Below are 17,417 nucleotides of genomic sequence, written 5' to 3' on the forward strand. Positions count from 1 at the left end.
ATAGGGACGCCGGCCCGTTTACACCGGCGTCCTATTCATATGATTAGGCTTTTGCCAAACCTTTCGTCTTTTCAATTACCGCTTCGGCAATGTTGTTAGGCACGATCTCGTAGTGAGAGAAGGTCAATGACGCCGTAGCACGTCCCGAAGACATGGTACGTAGGTCGGTAACATAACCGAACAACTCAGAAAGAGGTACGTCGGCTTTGATCACCTGGGCGTTGTTTCTTGAGTCCATCCCTTTCATGATCCCACGACGACGGTTAAGGTCACCAGTGATAGGTCCAGTATACTCGTCAGGAGTCAATACTTCTACGGCCATGATAGGCTCCATCAACTTAGAACCGGCGGCTCTTGCTGACTCTCTGAAACCGATCTTAGCAGCCAATTCAAAGGATAGTGAATCTGAATCGACATCGTGGAAGGATCCGTGGAATAGACGAACTTTCATCGAATCCAAAGGATATCCTGCCAAGGCACCATTGGCCATGGCTGCTTCAAATCCTTTTTGAACGGGCTGGATAAATTCACGAGGAATGACTCCACCCACAATTTCGTTAACGAACTGAAGACCTGGTTGTGGCTCTTTGCCTGGCTCGGCGTCGTCGCGTGGTCCGATTTCGAATACGATATCGGCAAATTTACCACGACCACCCGTTTGTTTCTTATAGACCTCGCGGTGCTCGCAGCTCTTGGTAAGGATCTCCTTGTAAGCCACCTGTGGCGCTCCTTGGTTTACCTCTACCTTAAACTCCCGACGCATACGGTCGATAATAATATCTAAGTGAAGCTCTCCCATCCCTTTGATGATGGTCTGGCCTGTTTCTTCATTACTTTCTACCTGAAGGGTAGGATCTTCTTCGATAAGCTTAGTAATCGCTTTAGAGAAGTTATCGCTATCGGCAGCCTTCTTAGGCTCGATGGCGTACCCAATTACGGGCTCAGGGAATACCATAGATTCCAACACGATCGGCGATTTCTCTTCCGAAAGGGTATCTCCTGTTTTGATATCTTTGAAACCTACTACCGCACCAATATCTCCTGCTTCTAGTCGATCGATTTGGTTTTGCTTGTTGGCGTGCATTTGGAAGATACGAGAGATACGCTCCTTATTACCCGAACGGTTGTTGAGTACATAAGAACCCGAATCCAAAATACCTGAATAAGAACGGATAAAGCACAAACGACCTACATAAGGATCCGTTGCGATTTTAAAGGCAAGAGCGGCAAATGGCTCGTCTTCAGAAGGCTTGCGAGAGATCTCTTCGCCAGTGCGAGGATCGGTTCCTTTGATGCTTTCGCGGTCCATTGGAGAAGGCAAAATCGCCATCACATAGTCCAACATCGTCTGAACACCTTTGTTCTTAAAGGAAGAACCACATACCATCGGAACGATTTTCATGCTGATCGTTGCTGCACGCAAGGCGGCAAGAATCTCGTCTTCGGTGATGGACATTGGGTCCTCAAAGTATTTTTCCATCAAGGAATCATCGAATTCAGCTACGGCTTCGAGCAATTTCTCACGCCATTCAGTAGCTTCTTCTACCATATCCTCAGGAATTGGCACCTCTGTAAAGGTCATCCCTTTATCTTCGGTATTCCATTCGATTCCACGGAAGTTGATCAAGTCGACCACCCCTCTAAAGGTATCTTCCGAACCGATAGGCAACTGAAGAGGAACTGCGTAGCTACCCAGCATCTCTTTCACTTGCGCACATACTTTTAGGAAGTCGGCGCCAGAACGGTCCATTTTGTTGACGAAACCGATACGTGCTACTTTGTAGTTATCGGCCAGGCGCCAGTTAGTTTCTGACTGAGGCTCAACACCATCAACCGCACTAAAAAGGAAAACAAGACCATCCAAAACCCTTAGTGAGCGGTTTACCTCTACGGTAAAATCCACGTGGCCCGGGGTATCGATGATGTTGATATGGTATTTCTGATCGCGGTAAGTCCAGTTTACGGTAGTCGCGGCCGAAGTAATGGTGATACCACGCTCCTGCTCCTGCTCCATCCAGTCCATGGTAGCCGCACCATCGTGTACTTCTCCAATTTTGTGGCTAACCCCTGCGTAGTACAGAATACGCTCCGTTGTTGTCGTCTTACCGGCATCAATGTGCGCAGCAATACCAATGTTTCTTGTTAATCTTAGATCACGTGCCATGATAAATGGTGATGTGTTATATTATATTTCGATGTGCAAACAATTTGCAAATGTAAAAAGCTGATTTTCATCTTGCCTAACCAAGGACTTTCAAAAAATCAGAGCGCAAAAGTATAAATTGTTGAGTATAAAAACAATATTGAAAAGTTTTTTTTTGTACTCAGCCCAAAAAAAGAAAGGGGAAAGCATGAAATGCTCCCCCCTTCGTATAAGCTTCTGACTTCAACCGGATTAGAACCTGAAGTGTGAGAATGCCTTGTTCGCATCCGCCATACGGTGCGTATCGTCTTTCTTCTTAACAGCAGCACCTTCCCCCTTGGCAGCGGCGATAATCTCACCTGCCAAACGATCCATCATGGTTTTCTCACCACGCTTACGTGCATAACTGATCAACCATTTCATACCCAAGGATTGCTTACGCTCGGGACGAACTTCTGTAGGCACCTGGAAGGTAGCACCACCCACACGGCGGCTCTTTACCTCTACAGCAGGAGTAACATTGTTCAATGCTTTTTTCCAAGTCTCCAAGCCATTTTCGCTGGTTTTTTTCTCTACCAACTCCAAGGCATCGTAAAAAATAGTAAAAGCGATGCTTTTCTTGCCACCCAACATCAGGTTGTTTACAAATTTTGTAACCTGAACATCCCTAAACTTAGGATCAGGCAGGATATATCTTTTCTTTGGTTTTGACTTTCTCATTTCGATACTTAATGTTTAACGAGGTTTCGTTTTGCAACTTATTCACCCCGAAGGACTTCGGGATTACTTCCCTTTTATTTAGATTATAAATACTTAATAAAAGCAGAGAGAGTTACTTTATATTATTTTTTCTTTCCTTTTGCAGGTGCCGCTGCAGCTTGACCTGGCTTAGGACGCTTAGCACCATACTTAGAACGACGTTGCTTACGGCCGTTTACTCCGGCAGTATCCAAGGCTCCACGAATAATGTGATAACGAACCCCTGGCAAATCCTTCACACGACCACCACGAATCAAGACGATCGAGTGCTCTTGCAAGTTGTGACCCTCACCTGGGATGTATGCGTTAACCTCCTTGTTGTTAGAAAGGCGTACACGCGCTACTTTACGAAGTGCGGAGTTAGGTTTCTTTGGCGTTGTGGTGTACACACGGGTACACACACCCCTACGCTGAGGGCAGGAATCCAAAGCCGGCGACTTTGATTTCCAAGTAATGGTCTCTCTACCTTTACGTACTAATTGTGAAATAGTTGGCATTTAACAAATTGATTTTGATCTGGTTACTTTACCAGTCGTTTGTTTAAAAACACTTTTCCCGAAAAATCGGACTGCAAAATTATAACTTTACTTCTGATATACAAAGGGTCTGCTGCCTTTTTTGTTTTTTCCTAGCGCAAAATAGCCCAGGACGCCTAACCTACCCACAATCTTTAATTCCTTTCCCCTACTAGCTTTTTCTTGTTCAGCACCGTATATTACCAAATATTACAAAAGCCGCAGCTACCATGCCTAGGTATTAAGAGCCTGTTTAAAAATTAACCAATGGTTTGTTTATGCTATTTTGTGGCTACAACCGAGCATCGGCCGCTTCGTTAAATTTTTTGTGACGGTTCGTCGCAGGATAACTTATGCTATCCCTGCAAAATTTGCCTTGTTTCGCACAAAAAAATACGTGATAAACAATTCAATCATTAAAATTCAAACAGGCTCTAAGCAAAAAGAATTAAGTTTATAAAAAAAAAGGACTGCATATCCATTTTTTTATTTACAATCGTTGTTTATTAGTATTGTTGTGCCAAAGCGGGCATTAGAAGCCCGACTCCTAATACCACCAGACTATTTACTTTATCTATGAGATTATTGCGAAGTGCTCTATACCCACTCTCCTGCCTGATCCTGACGGCCCTACTGCTAGCCAGTTGCAACTCCCCCATGCAAGTCTATAAAGACAGCCTCAAGAAATTTGACAATGGGGAATATGACCTGGCCATTAAGGGGCTTCAGAAAGCCAAGGAAGCTGGCTACGAAGCCAACCAGTCCAACTACCTCATTGCCGAAGGCTACCGCCTCTCTAACCGACCGGCCGAGTCCATCCCCTATTACAAAGAGGCGGTAGGGACCGACTTGGAGCGACCCGAGGCCCAGTTTCACTATGCCTATGCCCTCAAAAGCACGGGTGCCTACGCCGAAGCTAAAGAACAGTTTCAAGCATTCGCCGCTAAGAAAGATGTTTCTAAGCCTCTACAAGAGCGCGCCCTTAGGGAGATTGAGATCCTTAAAATTATAGATCGACTCAAGACGACGGCCCCCGAGGTAGAAATCACCAATTTGCCCATTAACACGGCTGGTGCCGAATTCTCCGCTTTGGTTCGTGGGCAGGAACTGGTGTTTTCGTCCTCCAAAAAGGAAAAAGTATATAAAAACAATGGCCAAGCCATGCTAGGCCTATACAAGGCTGCTCTCACCAGCGACCCCGAAAACATACAAGGGCCCGCCACGCTTCTGAGCAAAAATATTTTTGAAGAGGAAGCTAACGAAGGTTCACCGGCATTTTCGCCCGATGGCAAGACGCTCATCTTCGCCCGGGGCAATACCGGCAAAAAGAAAGGTACGGCCGACGTACATTTGTTTATGAGCAAAAATATCGATGGCGACTGGACCCCGCCTGCCTATCTTCCCATCAACGACTCCTTATCGTGGGATGGTTCACCGGCATTTTCTTCCGATGGCAAAACCCTCTACTTCGCTTCTAACCGGCCAGGGGGCTCGGGAGGCATAGACCTCTACCGTACCAATATGGATGCTTCGGGCCGTTTTAGCAAACCCGTCAACATGGGTAAAGATATCAATACGGCGGGAGACGAAATGTTCCCCTACGTGTCGGAAGACGCCAAACTATATTTCGCTTCCGACGGCCATCCGGGCCTAGGAGGGCTCGACTTGTTCGTAGCTACCCGCTCTCAAGGTATTATTACGGTAAAAAACCTTGGGCTACCCTATAACAGCCCCCAGGACGACTTTGCCCTGAGTTTCTACCCCGACCTGAACGCCGGCTTCCTTTCCTCCAATAGGACAGGCGGCAAAGGAGACGATGACCTGTACTACTTCTATACGCCCCAAGTCGCCGACAGCAGTATCATTGCCAAGGTCGACGACCCTACCGATCCTATGAGCCCCAATAATGTCAACTATATCAATGGCAAGCCTAAGGTGGTACGGTACTTCTTGGCTGGAGAGGTGGTCACCAACAGCCCAGAGGCCACGCCTATCGACTCAGCGATCGTGCATATCCTTCCCGATACTTCTGATGTTCAGATCGCCGAATTACCCACCGACGCCTATGGCAAATTTGGCACACAGCCGGTAGAAGAAGGCCGCTCCTACGTATTGCTAGTCAGCAGAAAAGGATACATTAGCAAAAGAGAGCCCTTTACCATGGATGGCAAGTCGATACCACCTATCTTCCTCAACAAGGAACTTACCGATACCACCTATTCGGTAACGGTCCGCCTCGACAAGCTCGAACTCAACAAGACTTTTGTCCTGGACAATATTTATTACGATCTTAACAAATACAATATCAGGCCCGATGCCGCCGTGGAGCTCGACAAGCTGGTTCAAATCCTGAACGACAACCCCACCATGACCATCGAGCTTAGTTCGCATACCGATGCGCGAGCGACCGATTCTTATAACTTGACCCTATCGCAAAACAGGGCAGAGTCGGCCGTCAACTATCTCAACTCCAAAGGGATAGATGCCGACAGGATGGTAGCCCAAGGCTATGGTGAACGGGAGTTGCTCATCGAAAATGCCAAAACTGAGGAAGAACACCAGAAAAACAGAAGAACGGAATTCACCATTCTTAGCTACTAGGTACGCCCCTTCATCCAAGCAACAAACCCGCCAGCAGAAAAGCTATGGCGGGTTTGCTGTTTTTGGGCGCCGTTTATTTCTATCTTTGCGGCTTATTTCATTTCTCTCTCAATTTCGCGTTTACAATGACTCATCGTATTATCTACTGGTTCAGGAACGACCTGCGCCTACAGGATAACGAGGCTTTCTTTCTGGCGGCCCAACATGCTCAACAGGTTATTCCAGTGTACGTCTTCGACCCACGGCTTTTTGAGCCCACCACATTAGGCTTTAACCGTACCGGCATCCTACGGGGGCAATACCTCCTACAGGCCGTAGCTTCTTTAAGGAAGGAACTTCGGGAACGGGGTAGTGAACTACTGATAAGGATAGGCACCCCAGAGACCATCGTAGCCCAAATGGCCGACCACTACCAAGCCAGCTATGTATTTACCAGCAAGAAAATAGGGCCTAAGGAAACCAAGGTAGAGTCTTCGTTGAGCAAAAACCTTAAGTCGAGCAATATCGATATCAAACTTCCTTGGATCGACACCCTCCTACCGGCTACCTCCCTGCCATTTAGTATTGCCCGACTACCCCATCGGTTCGAACAATATTTGGAGGCGATCCAAAACGTAACGCCCATACAGCCAGTACTCCCAATACCCGATTCACTGGCCCTCTCCTCCGACTTGGTGATAGAGTCGGGAACCATCCCTTCCCTCGCCCAAATGGGCCTAGACCCTCAGCAAACTACTTGCGCGCTGCCGTCCGACATTGGCGAGGCGCATGCCCAACAGGTTTTAAAGCAATTTGTAGCCGATTCTTTGGCGGGTCAGTACACCCAATCGATAGACCCCATCACCGATGCGCAGTTATCGATATGGCTCTCTTTGGGTTGCTTGTCGCCACGGCAAATTTATTGGGCCATCGAAGAACTCCCTGCCCCTCAGAAGGCGCTCATCGTTCGGGGGCTTCATAAAAGAGACTATGCCCACTACACCCTGCTCAAATATGGACCAAGGCTCTTTAAGCCCACGGGTATCAAGCACGAGTTTGAGAAGATGTGGCAAAACGATAAAGAGAGTTTCCAAAATTGGATAGCAGGTGCCACCGACCGCCAGGACATCAATGCGGTGATGCAAAAGCTCGCTGCCACTGGCAACCTCTCAGGAGAAGAACGCAACTTAGCGGCTCAATACCTGGTCAATGAGCTCGCCATTAACTGGACTTGGGGCGCTACTTACTTCGAAAGTATGCTCCTCGACTACGACGTGGCCATTAGCTGGGGAAGGTGGAATAACATAGCCGAAGTAGGAATTTCGGCCAAAGGATAAGTGTGCACCCTCTCATCAGGCTATTTATAGATTTATAAGCACTGCCTGACCGATTGTGTATAATTTCCTTTAGAATTCATTAGCTTTGAACATCTTTGAATTAAATCATTAACTCTAAATCAAATCAAGAAATGTCAAAAGGTCTAATTGCTGTCATCGCCGTAGTACTCATACTGGGCTTTGTAGGATGCGGAAAATATAACGGAATGGTGGCCAAAGATGAGGTCGTAAAAGAGTCATGGGCCAGAGTGGAGAGCCAGTACCAACGTAGGGCCGACCTTATCCCCAACTTAGTGAGCACCGTAAAAGGCGCCGCCGAATTCGAGAAAAGCACCCTTACAGGAGTCATAGAAGCCAGAGCGAAGGCTACTCAAACGACCATATCGGCCGATGCCCTCACCCCTGAAAACATCGCCAAATTCCAAGGAGCTCAGGATCAGCTCAGCGGAGCGCTGTCGCGCCTTTTGGTGAGTGTGGAACGGTATCCGGAGCTAAAAGCCAACCAGAATTTCCTAGAGCTACAGGCTCAACTGGAAGGCACCGAAAATAGAATCACGGTAGCACGCAACGACTTTAATACGGTCGTAAAAGATTACAACCAGGAGGTTCGTACCTTTCCTACCAACTTATTTGCCGGGGTGTTTGGATTCGCCCAGAAGGGTTACTTCCAGGCCGCTGCAGGCTCAGACAAGGCCCCTAGCGTACAGTTTTAATCCATAAAACGGGCCCTCAGCTACCAGGTGGAGGGCCCTGTTTTGAACCATCCCCAACTATTTGCTATGACCGACCAACCCGATTTTTTATCAGAAGCCGATCAACAAGCAATTATTGCAGCTATCAAAGCTGCGGAAATGCAAACCTCCGGTGAGATCAAGGTACATATAGAAGAAAAATGCCCTACGGAGCAATCCATGGAAAGGGCCATTGAGGTATTTGGTATGCTCAATATGCACCAAACCGAGCAGCGCAATGGCGTGTTGTTCTACCTCGCTTATGGCGACCGGAAATTTGCCGTACTGGGCGATAGTGGCATCCATGAAAAAGTCACCGATCTTTTTTGGAACAGTACCAAGGACCTCCTACGCCAGCATTTCGCTAAAAACGACTATGCCCAGGGCCTCTGTGCCGCCATCACCGAAGCGGGCTTGCAACTAAAAAAACATTTTCCGTACCAATCGGATGACATCAACGAACTGCCCGACGATATCTCGTTTGGCTAATCTACATTATGAAGAAACTTATTGCCTTTAGCTTATTTTTCTTATTACTAATTTTTGGAGTTCAGGCCCAGGATATCCCTTCTCGCCCCGACCCTCCCAAATTGGTGAACGACTTCGCCAATCAACTAAACCCGACGGAGGTTGCGGCCCTAGAAAAGAAACTGGTGGCCTATAACGACTCCACCTCTTCACAAATCGTCATCGTAGTGGTACCTACAACGGGCGAGTACCCCATAGCCGACTATGCCTTCAAAATCGGAAGAGAATGGGGGGTGGGTCAGAAAGACAAGGATAATGGGATCGTACTGCTATGGGCCTCTACCGACAGGAAAATATATATCAGCACCGGTTACGGTATGGAAGGAGCCATTCCCGATGCCATTGCCAAGCGGATCATCACGCAGGTGATCACCCCCGAATTCAAGAATGGGATGTTTTACCGGGGGCTCGACCGGGGCGTAGACACCATATTCAAATATGCTACCGGCGAGTACAAAGCCGACCCTAAGGCGCAAGAGTCGGAAGGGAATGACTTTTCTCGCTTAATCCCTCTATTAATCCTCATCGCCATATTCATATTCATTATGATGCGTAATAAAGGCAATAATGGAGGCCGAGGAGGGGGCTATCGCAATGCAGCCGGACCTATTCTTTGGCCGTATTCAACGCATTCGAGTAGAGGAAGCTCGTCAGGAAACTGGGGAGGTGGTGGCTTTGGTGGTGGAGGAGGCTTCGGTGGCTTCGGGGGCGGTAGCTTCGGAGGTGGAGGAGCCGGTGGCGATTACTAATTCGCCAGGCCAATAAGACTCCTAATAATACAGTTTTTTCTAAAAGTTTTACAAGCTCTTAAGTCGGGTAAAAACCTTCTTAAGAGCTTTTTTATAGGTAAAAGTCTGTTCTGACAGTAGGCCCAGTCCGAGGCAGTATACAAGAACCGCCTATACTAGCTAGGGGACTGTTATTGCCAAATTTCGAAAATATACGACGATAATTTATATCTTGCAGAACAGAATACCTGCCAAATAGCCGATTACCTAACTAAATCCTAATTTTTTAAATGTCTGCTTCAGTATCAGCCAAGCACCCTAGGGGTCTATATGTATTGTTTTTTGCCGAAATGTGGGAGCGTTTCAGCTATTATGGTATGCGTGCCATACTCTTGTTATTTTTAATTGACAATATTAATGGAGGAATGGGCCTCGATGCCGTCGAAGGGGCGGCAGTATATGGACTATATACGGCCTCCGTCTATTTGCTTACCCTTCCTGGAGGTTGGATGGCCGATAATATATTAGGTCAAAAGAAGGCCATCTGGTATGGCGGGATTATCATTATGCTGGGGCATATCATCCTGGCAATTCCTGCAGGATCTGGAATATTCTTTTTGGGCCTTGTAACGGTGGCCCTCGGCACAGGGTTGCTAAAGCCCAATATTAGCTCCATTGTGGGTGAGCTGTATCCCGAAGGTGGAGCCCGGCGCGATGCGGCCTTCTCCATATTTTATATGGGTATCAACCTCGGATCCGTTTTGGGGATTACCATAGTGGGCTACCTAGGCCAAAAAGTTAACTGGCATATGGGCTTCGGTGCCGCCGCCATCGGTATGCTTTTGGGCCTTGTAGTCTTTAAGTTTGGAAGTGCTAAGTACTTATCCGGCTATGGGGAGGTTCCGGCCAAAAAGGTGATCACGGCCGAGTCGGAAGCCAAATCGGGAGCAGATCGAAAAAAAGGGTATCTCTTGGCGGCTGCATTGGTCGTTTTCCTAGCGGTCCTTCAGCTTACTGGCACTATCGATATGAGTACGGCCCAAGGGTTGGCTCAAGGTGCGGGCGTCATCATCGTAACCGTTTCGCTTTTCTACTTCCTCTTTATATTGTTTGCAGGAGGGCTCACAGCCATAGAAAAGAAGCGCGTACTCGTCCTGATCGTATTCTTTATTGCTGCGGCCTTGTTCTGGTCGGGTTTTGAACAAGCGGGATCTTCCCTGCAGATTTTCGCTGAGCGCCATACCCAACGCACCATAGGCACATGGGAGATGCCTTCTAGCTGGTTCCAAAACTTCAACGGCGCATTTATCCTGCTCTTTGCACCCGTCATGGCTAGTCTGTGGATCTACCTTTCGACGAGGGGACTCAATCCTTCGACACCCGTTAAATTCGCCTTAGGACTGCTTCTTTTGGGAGGTGGGTTCTTTATCATGGAGCTCGCAGCAAGCCAGGCCGTAACGGGCCAGCTGGTATCGCCGATGTTCCTAACTCTGACCTACCTATTCCATACCATCGGCGAGCTATGCCTTAGCCCCGTAGGGTTGAGTTCCTACACCAAGCTAGCCCCCAAGCGGTATCTGAGCCAACTCATGGGGATCTGGTTTGTAGCGGCTTCCTTGGGCAATCTCATTGCTGGCCTATTCGCCGGGAATTTCGATGAAAATAATGTAGACCAAATGCCCGCGCTATTTAATCAGGTAGCCCTTTTCTCCGTAGGATTTGGCCTTTTATTGCTGATCTTCTACAAGCCAGTTAAAAACTGGATGGGCGGTATTAAATAATACCATACCTCAATTAAGTATATGTAACCTCTTCTTTTCTTCTGAAGGAGAGGTTACCGCTTTTATGGTCTCATTGAAAATCCTACCAGCTTCTACTCTTACTTGCACACACCATGCTATCGAACCTACCACGTTCTGGCCAAGTAGCCAAAATTGGGATTTACCTGTTGGGCTGCCTTCCCGTCGTGGTTTTTCTTATTGTCCTAACAGGCTCCGCCCTGAACCTCCCCACTTACGACGACTATGACACCACGTTGGCATTTATCAAACAATTCTATTTTGACCAATGGACCGCGGGGCAGTCGACGTTCACCTACCTGATTCAGCAACATAATGAACATAGGATCCTGCTTTCCCGACTGGCCACCTTACTCTATTATCATTTGTTTGGACATATCAACTTTGCCCATCTGGTCTACCTCCAAAATGGCTTACTCTTTTTAGTTTTTTTCTATATAGTCCATATCGGACGGCGCACTTTGCCCGGGAACCCCTGGATAATCCCTATAGTGAGCGGCACCCTATTCAGTATGGTAGGCTGGCATAGCAACCTTTATTTTTCTGGTGGCATACAGCATTTTGCCAGCTTTATATTCGCTTTTATTACCTTATATTTTCTGGACCAAATAGACCACCAGCCCAGAAGAAACCTGGCCATGGCCTTATTATTTGGTTTTTTGGCCTCCTTCTCCTTTGGAAACGGCCTCATCGTGATGCCCGTCGGAGTATTCCTTTTATGGCTAAAGAATAAGAGAGGCTTCGCCCTCTTATGGCTTATGATGACCGTCCTGTTGATCCTACTCTACCTTTACCAGCTCAATTTTGGGCAGAATGAACGAGGGGAATTCAACCTGCTCTCCTTTTTTAAGTTCCTATTCGCTTATCTGGGGATTGGCCTCTATACTTCTCCGCCCACATTACTATGGAGTCAATTCAACATTGCCTTTCAACTACTGCTAGGACCTTGTATCCTGGCCATGTGGCTGTACCTGCTTTGGAATGGCTATGCCCGTCGCAGACCTTTGCTCTATAGCTTGCTCACCTTTTATATACTGGCGGCAGTGCTCTTAGCCCTTTCGCGCTCCAGCTACAAGATAGCGGGAGCCATAACACCTCGTTATAGCTTTTTTGCCAAATGTATCTGGTTATGGGCCCTGATTATCGCAGGAGATGCCTTTCAGTTACCCCGACGATTTTACCAATGGTGCACCGCCACCGTAGGCGTCGTATGGGCCTTATCGGCAATTTTTATATATCCGCAAATACGGCCTGCTCAAATTGCGCTCGTAGAGCAAGTGTCGGCTTGGGAAGCGGGTAAGGTGGATTATATCATGCCCCACCTGCCCCTGCGACGATTTGGGGATATGCTCCTTTGGGCCGATCGACATGGGGTATATGCGCTACCCAGCACCCAGCAGCTGGAGGAAATCAAGCAGCAGCTGAACACCACCCATACCCCCATCGACCACCGATAAGACACTCCTTACGGGGTCCAGGCACATGACTTGGACCTTTATCAGCCAATTTCACCTTTTATCATTTGAGTCGTATCCAGGTTCCGCAATCTTATTACTAAATAATTATATTTGTTAATCATCGTCACAAAAAATGGAGATCAAATGAATTTCAAAAAATTACACTACGGAATACTAGCGACCACCGTTTTGGTGTCGGCCTGTAACCAAAACAAGGACCAAGCCGATGCCAATGCGGTGCCTGGCTTTGACATCACCTCCTTGGACTCCTCCTATCTGGCTTGTAACGACTTCGACGGCTTTGCCAACGGAGGCTGGAAGAAAAACAATCCGATACCTGGCACCGAAAGTCGCTGGGGAGCCTTTGGGATATTGGACAAAGAAAACAAAGAGGTACGGCTCAAAGGGATTATAGAAGAAATAACCCAAAAAACCGATCGTAAAAAAGGGAGCGAAGAGCAGCAGATCGCCGACTATTACCAGTCCTTCCTCGACACCGCCACCATAGAAAAACGTGGGCTCGAGCCTTTAAAACCCTATCTGGATCAAATTGCCAGCATAAAAAGCCTAGCCGACTATGCCAAAGTAGCTGGTAGTCTACAGAAAATAGGAGTTTCTAGTGTGGTAGGCTATGGTGTAGAAGGTGACCTCCGCAATAGTAAGATCAACATACTATATGAAGGACAAGATGGCCTGAGCCTAGGGGAAAGGAGCTACTACGATCGCCAGGACTCCAGCACCGTCAAAGTACGTGAGGAGTTTGTAGGCCATGTCGATAAAATGTTCACCATGGCCGGCTTTACCGAAAGCAACCCAGGCAAGACCCTCCTGGCCTTCGAAACCAAACTCGCCAAATTACAGCTTACCAATGTGGAGCTTCGCGACCCGGTAAAGACCTACAACAAAATGTCCTTTGCCGATGCCAACAAGTTAATGCCCGACTTTGACCTGATCACCCTGGCGACCCAACAGGATATCAAAACTGACACGGTAATCATCCAAAATAAGGCCTATCTGCAGAACCTTAATAAACTCCTAAAGGCTACTCCTATAGAAACGCTGAAATCCTACTCCAAGTGGCAGTTGTTGTCGACCTTTGCAGGATACCTGCCTCAGAAGTTTGACCAGGAGGACTTCCGATTCTTTAGCACCGTAATGCGTGGTACCAAAGAACAAAAGGGACGTACCGAAAGGGCTATACGCTCTACCGATCGCCTCCTAGGTATGCCATTAGGAAAACTCTTTAGCGCGAAGTATTTCCCTGAAGACGACAAGAAAAAAGTATCTGAAATGATCGAAAATGTTCGTTCGGTATATGGAGAAAGAATCGACAAGCTTACTTGGATGAGCGATTCTACGAAGGCAAAGGCCCATAAGAAGCTAAAGGCATTTACTTATAAAATAGGCTACCCCGACAAATGGAAAGACTATTCGACCATTGAAGTGAGTCCCGACAAGCTCTTTGAAAATGTAATTTCGGCATCCTTGTTCAGTAACAAAGAGGCCGTAGAGAAGATCGGCAAAGAAGTGGACAAATCTGAATGGCATATGACTCCCCAAACGGTAAATGCCTATTACAACCCTTTGAACAACGAGGTGGTGTTCCCAGCCGGAATCCTACAACCTCCGTTTTATAACCGCAATGCCGACGACGCCATCAACTACGGAGGCATTATCGCCGTGATTGGCCACGAGTTCACCCATGGCTTCGACGACCAAGGCTCACAATTCGACGACGAAGGCAACCTGAAAAACTGGTGGAGCGCCTCCGACAGAGAGAACTTCGACAAGCTAACTAAGAAATATATCGAATATTTCAATGGCATAGAAGCCTTACCAGGTTTCAAGATCAATGGCGCCCTGACCATCGGAGAGAACGTAGCTGACCTTGGGGGGATGACCCTCGCCTACCATGCCTTAGAAAAGTCGCTTAAGGGTAAGCCTGAGCCAGAACTCATCGACGGGTTCAATTGGAAGCAACGCTTCTTCCTAGGCTGGGCACAAGTATGGCATATGAACACCACCGAAGCCGCCCTACGCAACCAGATACAGACCGACCCACACTCACCGGCTACGGCGCGTATCAACGCCCCCCTACCCCACCTGAAAGAATTCCAAGAAGCATGGGACTGTGCTCCAGGAAGTAAACTTTCGCTTCCCGATAGCGCCAGAATCGTGATTTGGTAGTTAAAACAAGGAAATAACTATGGAGGGGTGCCACTAGGCTCCTCTCCACACCTACCCCTTAGCCGGGCTGTACTTATTACGAAATTCGCTAGGACTACAGCCTTTTACCTGCCGAAACTGCCGGGCGATGTTCTTGCTATCGGTAAGGCCCATGTCCATCGCTATCTCAAATACCGACATATCCGTATCGAGGAGTTTCTGAGTAAACTTCTCGATACGTAAGTTAAAAATATACTTATAGATGGGGAAACCGGTGATCTCTAAGAACCGCTTCTCCAAGGCCCTGCGCGACAGCGGTACCTGCTTGACCACCTCCTCTACATTCAGGTTTTTATCGATATTCTGGTGAATATATTTCAAGGAAGAGGCTATATGGCGGTCGTTGGTGGCATAGATATCGGTAGAGTGCCTGGTGATGACCTGCAAAGGAGCAACCACGATATCATAATAGGACTGAGCCCCATTCCGAATCATCTGGTCCATCAGCTTTCCCGCTTCATAGCCCCCTTTCTCGGTGTCTAGGGCTATACTCGACAAGGGGGGGTCGGAGAGGTCACAGATCATTTCGTCGTTGTCGACGCCCAGCACGGCCACTTCCTCCGGAATGCGGATTCCCACATGGCGGCAGGCCTCGGTAATATGTTGTCCCTGGTTGTCGTCGCAGGTCATGAGGCCGATGGGCTTGGGCAAAGACATGAGCCAGCGGCTCAAAGAGCTTGGCTTATAGTACCACAGCTCGGTAGAGCGGGCTTTCTTATGTTCAAAATAATGTACTTCATGCCCCGAGGAAACCAATCGATCTTCGAAGCCTTCGGCGCGTTCCCTGGACCATACAATGTCACCAAAGCCGTAGAAGGCAAAATTAGTAAACCCTTTTTTTAGGAAATACTCGGCCCCCAAGGCCCCGGTGTTTTGGTAATCTCCCGTAATATTGGGTATTTCCGAAAACCGCTCCTTAAAATCCTGAGCGATAACGGGTATTCCAGCATCCACAATTTTTTGAATATCATGGTCATTATACAGCTGACCGATGATACCGTCGGCACCCCACTCCAGGGCCCATTTGAGTATACCATCCATTCCGACCGTCTCCCGATGAAATAGAGGCATCCTACAGAAAATCCATGGGCCATGCTCTTTGGAATAGGCATTGATCCCCTTCATCAGGTTTTTGCTATAGGCCTCGGCAAAGTCGAGCAAAAGAATGATTTTGTACATAACTGATCCTCTTTTTTTGATGGAAAGACCCCACTACATAAGGCAATAGGCCCTCCCCACACTAATTTCAGACAAAGATAGCCCATGCATTGGCTTATCCAGTAGGCGCCTTCCTAAAAGAGGTCTTTAAGGCTTTTGACCGTATCGTTTTTCACTAGAGGCCTCGCCCAGATCCCTATACTCAGGATATACCCAAGGGTAACCAGCAGGAACAGCATGGCCGTTTGCAGGCCCACCAGTTCGGCTAGTCCTCCAATAATAAGCGGCACTACCGCTCCTCCAGCAATCCCCGCACATAGGATCCCCGAAAAGGTACCGTGGTGCTGCGGCACCGAATTGAGAGCCAATGAAAAGATAACCGAATACATGACAGAAGCGAAGAAGCCCGTCATAGGAAAGGCATAGAGGGCTACCTCTACCGACCCATATAAAGCCGCCAAAAGAGATAGAGTGGCTCCTGTGGTAAAGAATACCAATACCTGCCGACTATCGAATATACGCAATAGCACCAAGCCTAGGAAGCACCCTACCGTGAGCAACCCCCAAAACGAGGATATAACGGAGGCCCCTTGGGTGGCCGGATCGACGCCGTGATACATTTGTAAAAACTGTGATATCCAGTTTGCGATCCCTTGCTCGGTACCCACGTAGGCAAAAATCCCCAAGAAAAACAACCACACATATTTATTGGAAGAAAGCTCGGTAAAGGACTTCCCTACATCCATCCGTTCGTCGTCCTGAAGCTCCACCTTAGGGAAGCGAACAAAGGCGATCACCAGCACCATCAGCAGGGCTATCACAGCAAAGACCCAATACAGCGAAACCCACTTGAGGTCGGATGGCACTAGGCCGTCTAATAAGGTAAAAGGAAAATCGGCACTTCCTGTATGAACATTTAATACCAAATAACTATACAGCATAGGGCTTAGGAAAGAGGCTCCTCCAAAGAACAATTGCCCCAACACCGAATTGAAAGCGAAGCGAGACTCCCCTCCCGATACCCGCAAAAGTGGGTTGATGACCACCTGCAACATGGCCATCCCAATACCAATAATAAATAAAGACAATAAGGCTACGGTAAAACTCGGCACAATGGCAAACAGGAAGGCCCCAATAAATGCCAAGAGAAATGCGCTTAATAAGATGACCTTCTCCCCATACTTTTCTACCAACAAACCCGCCGGAATAGACATGATACCGTAGGCAACAAAAAAAGAGAAAGGCAAGAATCCCGCCAAACCAATACTCAAGTCGAAGCTCTGAACGATATCCGGTATAATGGGCCCCAGAATATTAGTCAGGAAAGAGATAACGAAAAAAATAAGAAAGATAAGAACAACAATAAAGGTATTTCGTTGCATCATGGTGGGTTAAGATTAGGGCTAAAAAGAATACATATGGCATAGGTTGGGTAGTTCGCAGCCTGCCCAATGGG

General features: G+C 47.7%; 13 protein-coding genes. 8 read left to right on the forward strand and 5 right to left on the reverse strand.

Annotation, left to right across the window (positions count from 1 at the left end; all coding sequences use genetic code 11):
• Window positions 1-43: 43 nt before the first annotated feature.
• The 3 genes from fusA to rpsL form a co-directional block, all read right to left on the reverse strand.
• Window positions 44-2,164 (reverse strand): elongation factor G, encoded by a 2,121-nt coding sequence (gene fusA, locus CLV98_RS13610; protein ID WP_109674877.1) that lies wholly within the window; start codon window positions 2,162-2,164, stop codon window positions 44-46.
• 231 nt (window positions 2,165-2,395) lie between these two features.
• A complete protein-coding gene (rpsG, locus tag CLV98_RS13615) occupies window positions 2,396-2,863 on the reverse strand; it encodes a 30S ribosomal protein S7 (RefSeq protein ID WP_109674878.1) in 468 nt (155 codons plus the stop codon).
• Between the two features lie 122 nt (window positions 2,864-2,985).
• Entirely contained in the window at window positions 2,986-3,399 is a 414-nt protein-coding gene (rpsL, locus tag CLV98_RS13620; protein ID WP_025764307.1) for a 30S ribosomal protein S12, read from the reverse strand.
• Window positions 3,400-3,993: 594 nt separating this feature from the next.
• On the opposite strand from rpsL, the gene CLV98_RS13625 reads away from it, so the two are divergent.
• The 8 genes from CLV98_RS13625 to CLV98_RS13660 all read left to right on the forward strand — a co-directional run bounded on the left by CLV98_RS13625 (window position 3,994) and on the right by CLV98_RS13660 (window position 14,764).
• Window positions 3,994-6,018 (forward strand): CHU_0125 family OmpA-like outer membrane integrity protein, encoded by a 2,025-nt coding sequence (locus CLV98_RS13625; protein WP_310588720.1) that lies wholly within the window; start codon window positions 3,994-3,996, stop codon window positions 6,016-6,018.
• A gap of 125 nt (window positions 6,019-6,143) precedes the next feature.
• Complete coding sequence (locus CLV98_RS13630) at window positions 6,144-7,334, forward strand: deoxyribodipyrimidine photo-lyase (protein WP_158281258.1); 1,191 nt, start codon at window positions 6,144-6,146, stop codon at window positions 7,332-7,334.
• A gap of 131 nt (window positions 7,335-7,465) precedes the next feature.
• Window positions 7,466-8,047 carry a LemA family protein gene (locus tag CLV98_RS13635; RefSeq protein WP_109674881.1) on the forward strand — a complete coding sequence of 194 codons (582 nt, stop codon included), beginning with the start codon at window positions 7,466-7,468 and terminating at the stop codon, window positions 8,045-8,047.
• Window positions 8,048-8,113: 66 nt separating this feature from the next.
• Window positions 8,114-8,554, forward strand: coding sequence for a TPM domain-containing protein (locus tag CLV98_RS13640; protein WP_109674882.1), 441 nt, complete (start codon window positions 8,114-8,116; stop codon window positions 8,552-8,554).
• An 8-nt stretch (window positions 8,555-8,562) separates the two neighbouring features.
• Window positions 8,563-9,342 (forward strand): TPM domain-containing protein, encoded by a 780-nt coding sequence (locus CLV98_RS13645; RefSeq protein ID WP_109674883.1) that lies wholly within the window; start codon window positions 8,563-8,565, stop codon window positions 9,340-9,342.
• 269 nt (window positions 9,343-9,611) lie between these two features.
• Window positions 9,612-11,102 (forward strand): peptide MFS transporter, encoded by a 1,491-nt coding sequence (locus tag CLV98_RS13650; protein ID WP_109674884.1) that lies wholly within the window; start codon window positions 9,612-9,614, stop codon window positions 11,100-11,102.
• A 113-nt stretch (window positions 11,103-11,215) separates the two neighbouring features.
• On the forward strand, window positions 11,216-12,577 hold the full coding sequence (locus tag CLV98_RS13655; RefSeq protein WP_109674885.1) for a hypothetical protein: 1,362 nt from the start codon (window positions 11,216-11,218) through the stop codon (window positions 12,575-12,577).
• A 144-nt stretch (window positions 12,578-12,721) separates the two neighbouring features.
• The gene (locus tag CLV98_RS13660; RefSeq protein WP_109674886.1) at window positions 12,722-14,764 is read left to right on the forward strand and encodes a M13 family metallopeptidase; all 2,043 of its coding nucleotides are present in this window, start codon (window positions 12,722-12,724) and stop codon (window positions 14,762-14,764) included.
• Window positions 14,765-14,815: 51 nt separating this feature from the next.
• Here the strand turns inward: CLV98_RS13660 and CLV98_RS13665 are convergent, their stop codons facing one another.
• Window positions 14,816-15,982: an AraC family transcriptional regulator gene (locus CLV98_RS13665; protein ID WP_109674887.1), complete on the reverse strand. Its 1,167-nt coding sequence runs from the start codon at window positions 15,980-15,982 to the stop codon at window positions 14,816-14,818.
• A 113-nt stretch (window positions 15,983-16,095) separates the two neighbouring features.
• Window positions 16,096-17,343, reverse strand: coding sequence for a sugar MFS transporter (locus CLV98_RS13670; RefSeq protein WP_109674937.1), 1,248 nt, complete (start codon window positions 17,341-17,343; stop codon window positions 16,096-16,098).
• Between the last annotated feature and the right edge of the window lie 74 nt (window positions 17,344-17,417).

Origin of the sequence: Dyadobacter jejuensis, assembly GCF_003149085.1 — a bacterium.
Classification (GTDB): Bacteria; Bacteroidota; Bacteroidia; order Cytophagales; family Spirosomataceae; genus Dyadobacter; species Dyadobacter jejuensis.

Coding starts and splice junctions, on each gene's coding strand:
- CLV98_RS13640 (WP_109674882.1), top strand. CDS start 8,114: ATGACCGACCAACCCGATTTTTTATCAGAAGCCGATCAACAAGCAATT.
- CLV98_RS13670 (WP_109674937.1), bottom strand. CDS start 17,343: ATGCAACGAAATACCTTTATTGTTGTTCTTATCTTTCTTATTTTTTTC.
- CLV98_RS13660 (WP_109674886.1), top strand. CDS start 12,722: ATGAATTTCAAAAAATTACACTACGGAATACTAGCGACCACCGTTTTG.
- CLV98_RS13665 (WP_109674887.1), bottom strand. CDS start 15,982: ATGTACAAAATCATTCTTTTGCTCGACTTTGCCGAGGCCTATAGCAAA.
- CLV98_RS13645 (WP_109674883.1), top strand. CDS start 8,563: ATGAAGAAACTTATTGCCTTTAGCTTATTTTTCTTATTACTAATTTTT.
- CLV98_RS13625 (WP_310588720.1), top strand. CDS start 3,994: ATGAGATTATTGCGAAGTGCTCTATACCCACTCTCCTGCCTGATCCTG.
- fusA (WP_109674877.1), bottom strand. CDS start 2,164: ATGGCACGTGATCTAAGATTAACAAGAAACATTGGTATTGCTGCGCAC.
- CLV98_RS13635 (WP_109674881.1), top strand. CDS start 7,466: ATGTCAAAAGGTCTAATTGCTGTCATCGCCGTAGTACTCATACTGGGC.
- rpsL (WP_025764307.1), bottom strand. CDS start 3,399: ATGCCAACTATTTCACAATTAGTACGTAAAGGTAGAGAGACCATTACT.
- CLV98_RS13650 (WP_109674884.1), top strand. CDS start 9,612: ATGTCTGCTTCAGTATCAGCCAAGCACCCTAGGGGTCTATATGTATTG.
- rpsG (WP_109674878.1), bottom strand. CDS start 2,863: ATGAGAAAGTCAAAACCAAAGAAAAGATATATCCTGCCTGATCCTAAG.
- CLV98_RS13655 (WP_109674885.1), top strand. CDS start 11,216: ATGCTATCGAACCTACCACGTTCTGGCCAAGTAGCCAAAATTGGGATT.
- CLV98_RS13630 (WP_158281258.1), top strand. CDS start 6,144: ATGACTCATCGTATTATCTACTGGTTCAGGAACGACCTGCGCCTACAG.